Origin of the sequence: Pinirhizobacter sp. (assembly GCF_035317885.1) — a bacterium.
GTDB lineage: Bacteria > Pseudomonadota > Gammaproteobacteria > Xanthomonadales > Rhodanobacteraceae > Pinirhizobacter.
The window spans coordinates 1-6,781 of sequence record NZ_DATHFX010000084.1 but is presented as its reverse complement, the minus strand read 5'-3'; the positions used below and the strand labels follow the sequence as shown (position 1 = coordinate 6,781).

The window sequence follows — 6,781 nt, the reverse complement described above, 5'->3', positions numbered from 1 at the left end:
CTGGAAGGGCGAGTGCGCCCACGGCGACGAACAGGGCGACGCGCACGGCGCGGCGCAGGATCAGGGAAGACATGGCAGTGGACGACTCCGGTAAGGAACGAAGACGGCAACGGGAAGGTTCACGCCGTGGGGACGGCGCTTTCGGGGTTCATTTACGCCGCGGCACCCTCCCGGGCTCGCAAGACGATCAACGTAAGAAATTCACATGACGTAGCCGCGCCAGCGGCGTGACCATTAAGTTTCAATCGTGATAAACCGCACGAAACGGGACATTAGGCCTTCCTGCCGTGATTTTTTGCCGAACAGTCCGCAAAAATTCCCGATGCAGTGCAACACATCAATGAGGGGTCAGAGTAATTACTCTGACCCCTTTCGGCCTGCTGACCCCTTTCGGCCTGGCCTAGCTCAATGGGGTCAGCAGCTTGATGCCGCTGCCCACCAGCTGCAATCCGTCTTCCGGGATGGTGTCGTTGCCGCGCTCGAATTCATCGGCAAGTTCGCCGTTCTTGGGTACCCAGTCGATCTTTTCCTTCGGGCCTGGGGCGTACACCAGCCACTTGCCATACCCCGGTGCATGCATGCCACCGCCGTTGATGTTGAACTGCACCGGCACGCGCACGTACCACTCGTTCTTGCCTACGTCAGGCCCCTTGGTGGGTGGGGTGAACTGCCAGGTGCGCGCGCGGCGCAGGCTGGCATCGGCCAGCATGCCGCGAAACATGCGCATTTCCGATTCCGTACCCACCGATCCAAGATTCACGCGCTCAGCCGCGGCGTTGGCGACGTTACCCTCGCGATCGACCTTGAGCAGCAGGATCACCGTGCCGGTAACCCGCGCGGCTACCGCGGCCGGCGGATACTTCGGTGCCGACCGCTGCTTGAACCACAGCTGGCCGTCCTGGTGTTCGTCGCCGAAGCTCGCACCGGCGATCGCCACGGTGTAATTCCCGTCATCGGTAGGGCGGGTGACAAAACGCAGGCGCATCTTCGATGTGGCGTTCACCGCCTGGCCATCGACCTTGACCGGCGCGAAGCGCCAATGCGGCAGTGCCTGCGATGCCAGCGATTTCACCACGTCGGGCAGGTCGTTGGGCCGGTCCAGCGTAAAGCCACTCACCTCGCCAGCTTCAGTGACCTGGATATCTCCCGTCACCACCATGCTGCCTTCGATGTCCTTGCGGACGGGAGCGGCCATCGACAGGGCCGGCAGCAGCACGCACAGTGCTGCCAGAATAAAGCGCTTCATCCTTGTACCCCTCCTTTGGAGCCGGCCGAGGCGGCCAGGCCAGGGAATTATGCCGCGCGCCCGCTGCCAATGGGCGGCCCACCTGACCCCCGCCTGTCCTGGCTTCCGGGGTATGCCTTCCGGGCCTTGCCGCGTCCCAGCCCCAGGCGTCTAATAACCCCATGGCCAACCTTCATGCCATTGCCAACCGTACCGCCGCCGCCTTCCGCGGCCTGGGCCGCGTTGCGCTGATCGTGCTGGTATGGGCGCTGGTCGCGGGCATGGCCACCATGGGTGGTTTTGCCTCGATCATGTTCGCTCCGCTGCGCGCCCTGCAGTAAGCCCCTCCCGCAAGGAATTTCGGCCCTGGCACGAAAACGTGCCGGCTTACCCGCGTGTGCGCGTCGTCGTATAAATGGCGACCGACCCGGCCACCTGCCAAAAAGGGACATGCATGCGTTCGAATGGATATGTGCGCTACCTGGCCTGGGCCGTGTTCCTTTCCTTCATGGCTCCGGCCATCGCGGCCACGCTCGATGCAAGTCAGTTGCCCAAGGTGCAGGCGGCTACGTTCGAAGTGGTGGTGCCCAAGACCGAGAACCCGAAGATCACCTACGACAGGCCGCTGCCGCTGGATGCGTTGCCATTTCAGGTGCGCAACGACAAGTACAACTCCATCGGTACCGCCTTCGCCATCGGCCAGAATCGCTACGTGACGGCATCGCACGTGGCGCAGCTGGGCATCGGCGGCCTGTTCGGCAAACCCATGCTGCGCGATGCGCAAGGCAAGGTCTACGCCATCGACAAGGTGCTGCAGTACTCCCTTGGCGAGGACTTCATGGTGTTCTCGCTCGTCGACGGTCCCAACGTGGCACCGTTGAAGGCCGATCGCGGTTCTCACTTGAACGAGTCGGTGTACGCCGTGGGCAATGCGCTGGGCACCGGTGTGGTGGTGCGCGATGGCTTGTACACCTCCAATACACCCGAGGAACAGGATGGCCGCTGGAGGTGGATCCGTTTCTCCGCTGCCGCATCACCCGGCAACAGCGGCGGCCCGTTGCTGGACAAAGATGGCGATGTGATCGGCGTGGTGTTGCGCAAGTCGCCCAACGAGAACCTCAACTTCGCCTTGCCCATCGACCGCGTGCTCGACGCCTCCACCAAGGTCTCCGAATCGAACGAGCGATCGACCAGCCACCCGGAATTCATGGACGCCACGCACACCGGCACGATGCACATGCGCTTCGACTTGCCGATGGCATTCGACGACTTCGCCGCCAGCTGGCAGAAGCAGGATGATGCCTTCACCGACCAGCAATGGCAGGCGCTGATGGCGCGGGAAGACGCCAAGGTATTCCCCAGGGGCGATGTCAGCCATGCCGTCCTGTCGAGTACCGCGCCGATCAACGCGTACCCTGAGGTCCTGCATCGCACCCCGAACGGTACGTGGGAGCGGTCCATGCCCCAGCACCACCGGAACAATACCGTCAACAACGGCTATCTGGATGCGGGTGTTGCCGGCAGCCACGTGTTGTTCCACTTCCGCAAGCCCGATGGCATGTCGCTGGCCTCGCTGGTGGCTGATCCCAAGGCGATGATGGACGAGATGCTCAAGGGCTCCCAGCTCACCCGCGATGTGGGTGTGGAGAAGGTCCGCATCACGTCGCTGGGGTCGCCTTCGGTGGACACGGTCTTCGTCGACCGCTGGCAGCGTCATTGGCAGCGCCGTGAGTTCGACTTGCCCTTCGTTGACGTTGGCGTGCTGGTGTACACCTTGCCCGTGCCCGACGGCTTCGTAGGGATCATGCGCTACGCCCCGGCACAGCAGATGCACGTCGCGCGCACGCAGCTGGAAGTCGCGGTCAACTTCTTCTCGGCCAGCTATATCGGCAGCCTCGACGACTGGCAGCAGTACATGAAGCTCACCGCCTGGCTGCCGGCGCCCGTGGCGGCGTCAAGGCTGGATATCGACTACGGCAAGCGTTTCGCCTTTACCTCGCCCGCGTTCTCGTTAACGTTCGATACGGGCGTACAGCGCATCGAACCCGCCGGCAACATCGCGTTGCCGTTCTCGTTCATCGACCGCGGCGACGGGGTGAAGCTGGATATCGCCGGGATCTCCGTGCGCCAGGACGTGAACAAGACGGCCGATGTCCGGATCAACCGCCATCCCAAACCCTTCCCCGATGCACCGGAGCGTTCCCAGGGTGCATGGAACCAGATGCTCAAGCACGAGCATCCCCAGGACGGAATACCTTTCAAGAAGGACGACACCACCTGGGCTGGCATGGTAGCCGGCACGCCCGCGGCCGAGCCCAAGGCGTTGTATACGCTGTTCTATGGCGATGATGGCAGCCCGCCGGATGCAACCATGAAGGACAAGCTCGACAAACTGATGAAGGGCACGACCATCCAGGAGCACTGACGCCGAGGCCGCCGACCACATGGTGGAGGCGGGGGTAGGCCTCACTATCGTGGACGAACGCCAGCCTGCCAGAATGCTGGGTATCATCACCCGAGGCGACCTGCTGGCCGCCCATGTGCAGCGCTTGCGTTCGGCGCGCGAGGCGACGCGGCATTTCCGTTTCCGGGAGCCCAGGCGATGACATCGAATATTCCGCCAACTGACAAAGCCGCGCCCCTTGCCACGTGCCCCGTTTGCCACGGCAGCGGCGAGGTGGTGGTGATCGACGAGGAAGTGGGCTGCCATGTGCCCATGCCGTGCTGGGCCTGCCAGGACGGCCCGATGCCACTGGAAGGTTATGATCGTCGTCCAGTCAAGGCCGATCAATGAAAACCATCCAGGGCAGAAAAATCCTCATCACCGGCGCCGCCATGGGCATGGGGCGTCTCTACGCCGAGCGTGCCGTGCGCGAAGGTGCCGCCGTGGTGATCCTGTGGGATATCAACCAGGAAGAACTCGAGCGCACGGTGCTGGCGTTGAAGGATTCCGGGGTACGGTTGATGCCCTATCTCGTGGACATCGGCAGCCTCGACGCCATCGTTGCGGCATCCGCGCGCGTGCGCGCCGATGTGGGTGATCCGGACATCATCATCAACAATGCCGGCATCGTGCGCGGAAAGTATTTCTGGGAGCACAGCCAGGCCGATACACGGCTGACGATGGAGATCAACGCGCTTGCCCCGATGTACATCACCCGCGAGTTCCTTCCCGCGATGATGGCAAGCAGGCGCGAATGCCGCGTCGTCACCATCGCCTCGGCGGCGGCCACGGTGTCCAATCCGCGCATGAGCGTCTATTGCGCCTCGAAGTGGGCGGCCGTGGGCTGGAGCGATTCCCTCCGGCTGGAATTGGTGCAGGCAGGGCATTCCCACGTAAAGGTCACCACCGTTTGCCCAAGCTATGTCTCCACCGGCATGTTCGAAGGTGCGCGTGGTCCGCTGATGACGCCGGTCATGAAGCCGGACTACGTGGTGGACCGCGTCTGGCGCGCCATGCTGGCCGGCAAGCCCATGTTGATGTTGCCCTGGACGGTCACCTTGGGGAAAATCGCACGGGGCATACTGCCGCTGCGCGCGTGGGACTGGGTCGCCGACCACGTCTTTGGCGTGTATCACACGATGGATCGCTTCAAGGGGCGTTAGATGCGCAAGAAGATCATCGTGGGCGTGGTCGTCCTGCTGTTGCTGTTCGTCCTGTACTACGTCTACATGATGCTCGCCGTGCGCGGCACGTTCGCGCCGATCCTCCCGGCCGACAAGGCGGGGGGTGATGCCGTCACCGCCGGCATCGAGGGCCATCATATCGTCGGCCGCATGCATCTGGAGGGGCAGGCCAATCCTTCGGCGCCGCTGGTGGTGATCCTGCATGGCGATGCGCCCTTCGCCCACCCACGCTACCAGTACGGCGTGGCGGCGGACATTGCCAAGGCCGCCCCGGGCACGCGGGTGGTGGCGCTGATGCGCCCAGGCTACACCGATGCATACGGCGCCCATTCCGATGGCGAGCATGGGTCCACGGCGGGAGACAACTACACGCCCGAAGCGGTCAAGGACCTTGCCGATGCCATCGCGGAGCTGAAGACACGCTTCCACGCACCCTCGGTGCTTCTGCTGGGGCATTCCGGCGGCTCCACGATGGCGGCGAACATCGCCGCGCTCAGCCCCGGGCTGGTGCAGCATGTGTACCTTGCCGCCTGCCCCTGCGATGTGCCGCCATTTCGCAAGCACATGGCCAAACTGCAAACCAACCCGGTGTGGCTCTTCCCCGTGCGCAGCCTGTCGCCGCTGCAGACGCTCGACCAGATGCAGCCGGGCGTGGCCATCACCGCGATTTCAGGCTCGGAGGATCCGCTGGCGCTGCCGGTGTATGCGCGTGACTACGTGGCCAAGGCCAAGGCGCGCGGGTTGGATGCATCGATGGTGATCATCCCCGGCAAGGGCCACGAGATCCTCGACGAGGATGTGGTGATCAAGGCCGTCGCCGACGACGCTAAAGCTCGAATGTCGCCAGCACCGGGAAGTGGTCCGACGGATAGCGGCCATCCTTCGACGTCGTGACCGTTTCCACGCTCAGCGGCGTCACGCCGCGATAGAAGATCCAGTCGATGCGCCGGTCGGGAACGCCGGTGAAATTGTGGAAGGTTTTCTCCGGGCCGCTTCGGGAAGGCGCCGTATCCCAGGCGTCTTTCAGTTGCGCCGCCACCGTGGCATGCACCTGGCTTTCAGGCCCCGTGTTGAAGTCGCCGGTAAGGATCACCGGGATGTTCTTCGGTAGCGCCTGCATGCGCTTCATGATCAGGGTGACGCCCTTCAGGCGGGCGTCTTCATCCTGCGGGCGATAGGGCAGGTGGGTGTCGTAGAGGTAGAACTTCTTGCCATCGCTCAAGCGCTGGAACAGTGCCCACGTCACCATGCGCGGCAACGGATGGCCCCAGGTGATGCTGCCGGCCACTTCCGGCGTATCGGACAGCCAGAAATTGCCTGATTCAAGCACCTTCAGGCGGTCTTTCCGGTAGAACACGCCCATGTGCTCGTCGCTGTCGTCGCCGGTGCGGCCCCGGCCGAACCAGGTGTACTGCGGTAGGCGCTGCACGGTGTCGTCGCCCTGCAACTTGAACAGCTCCTGCGTGCCGAAGACGTCCGGGTCGGCCTTGCGAACGGTATCGGCGAAGAGGTCGCGACGCGCTTCCCAGCGGTTGGGGCCGTCGGAGGCCACCGGCAGGCGCACGTTGAAAGTCATGACCTTCAACGGTTCGGCATGCAGCGCAGGAATGAAGGCAAGCAGGACCGCCAGCAAGGCTACGCGCATGGAATCAACGCCCGTGGTTGAAGTTGTTGTTGATGCCTTGCACCGAGATGCTCACGCCCCCGGTGGGGTGATCGCAGCTTCCGAAGGCCTGTGAGAGGGTAACGCCGCCGCCCTGGTAGCTGCCGCCGCGGATATGGCTGCCGCTGACCACGCCGGTTTCGATGCTGCCATGGACCTGTGGCTGGTTGTAGGTGGCGTCGTCGCAATGGTCGGCCGGCGTTTCGTCGGCCACGGTCATGCTGCCGCTGTGGTCGCCGTAGTAGGTGCCCGGCGGATCCTTGGCG

The 6,781-nt window shown here is 63.8% G+C and carries 7 protein-coding genes and 1 pseudogene; 5 read left to right on the top strand and 3 right to left on the bottom strand.

Going from position 1 to position 6,781, the window contains the following annotated elements; genetic code table 11:
- Nucleotides 1–400: 400 nt before the first annotated feature.
- Nucleotides 401–1,246: an energy transducer TonB gene (locus VK519_RS02660; protein WP_324347408.1), complete on the bottom strand. Its 846-nt coding sequence runs from the start codon at nt 1,244–1,246 to the stop codon at nt 401–403.
- A 161-nt stretch (nt 1,247–1,407) separates the two neighbouring features.
- Between VK519_RS02660 and VK519_RS02655 the strand changes: the two genes are divergently transcribed.
- The 5 genes from VK519_RS02655 to VK519_RS02635 all read left to right on the top strand — a co-directional run bounded on the left by VK519_RS02655 (nt 1,408) and on the right by VK519_RS02635 (nt 5,746).
- On the top strand, nt 1,408–1,566 hold the full coding sequence (locus VK519_RS02655; RefSeq protein ID WP_324347406.1) for a hypothetical protein: 159 nt from the start codon (nt 1,408–1,410) through the stop codon (nt 1,564–1,566).
- 113 nt (nt 1,567–1,679) lie between these two features.
- Entirely contained in the window at nt 1,680–3,650 is a 1,971-nt protein-coding gene (locus tag VK519_RS02650; protein WP_324347404.1) for a S1 family peptidase, read from the top strand.
- A 177-nt stretch (nt 3,651–3,827) separates the two neighbouring features.
- Nucleotides 3,828–4,019 (top strand): hypothetical protein, encoded by a 192-nt coding sequence (locus VK519_RS02645; protein ID WP_324347402.1) that lies wholly within the window; start codon nt 3,828–3,830, stop codon nt 4,017–4,019.
- A complete protein-coding gene (locus VK519_RS02640; RefSeq protein ID WP_324347400.1) occupies nt 4,016–4,831 on the top strand; it encodes an SDR family oxidoreductase in 816 nt (271 codons plus the stop codon). The genes VK519_RS02645 and VK519_RS02640 overlap by 4 nt, the downstream gene beginning before the upstream one ends.
- Nucleotides 4,832–5,746, top strand: coding sequence for an alpha/beta hydrolase (locus tag VK519_RS02635; RefSeq protein WP_324347398.1), 915 nt, complete (start codon nt 4,832–4,834; stop codon nt 5,744–5,746).
- On the opposite strand, the gene VK519_RS02630 is transcribed toward VK519_RS02635, so the two are convergent.
- Both VK519_RS02630 and VK519_RS02625 read right to left on the bottom strand, forming a co-directional pair.
- Complete coding sequence (locus VK519_RS02630) at nt 5,679–6,497, bottom strand: endonuclease/exonuclease/phosphatase family protein (protein ID WP_324347396.1); 819 nt, start codon at nt 6,495–6,497, stop codon at nt 5,679–5,681. The genes VK519_RS02635 and VK519_RS02630 overlap by 68 nt on opposite strands.
- Before the next feature lie 4 nt (nt 6,498–6,501).
- Nucleotides 6,502–6,781 (bottom strand): annotated as a pseudogene (locus VK519_RS02625) (hypothetical protein); the annotation flags it as partial.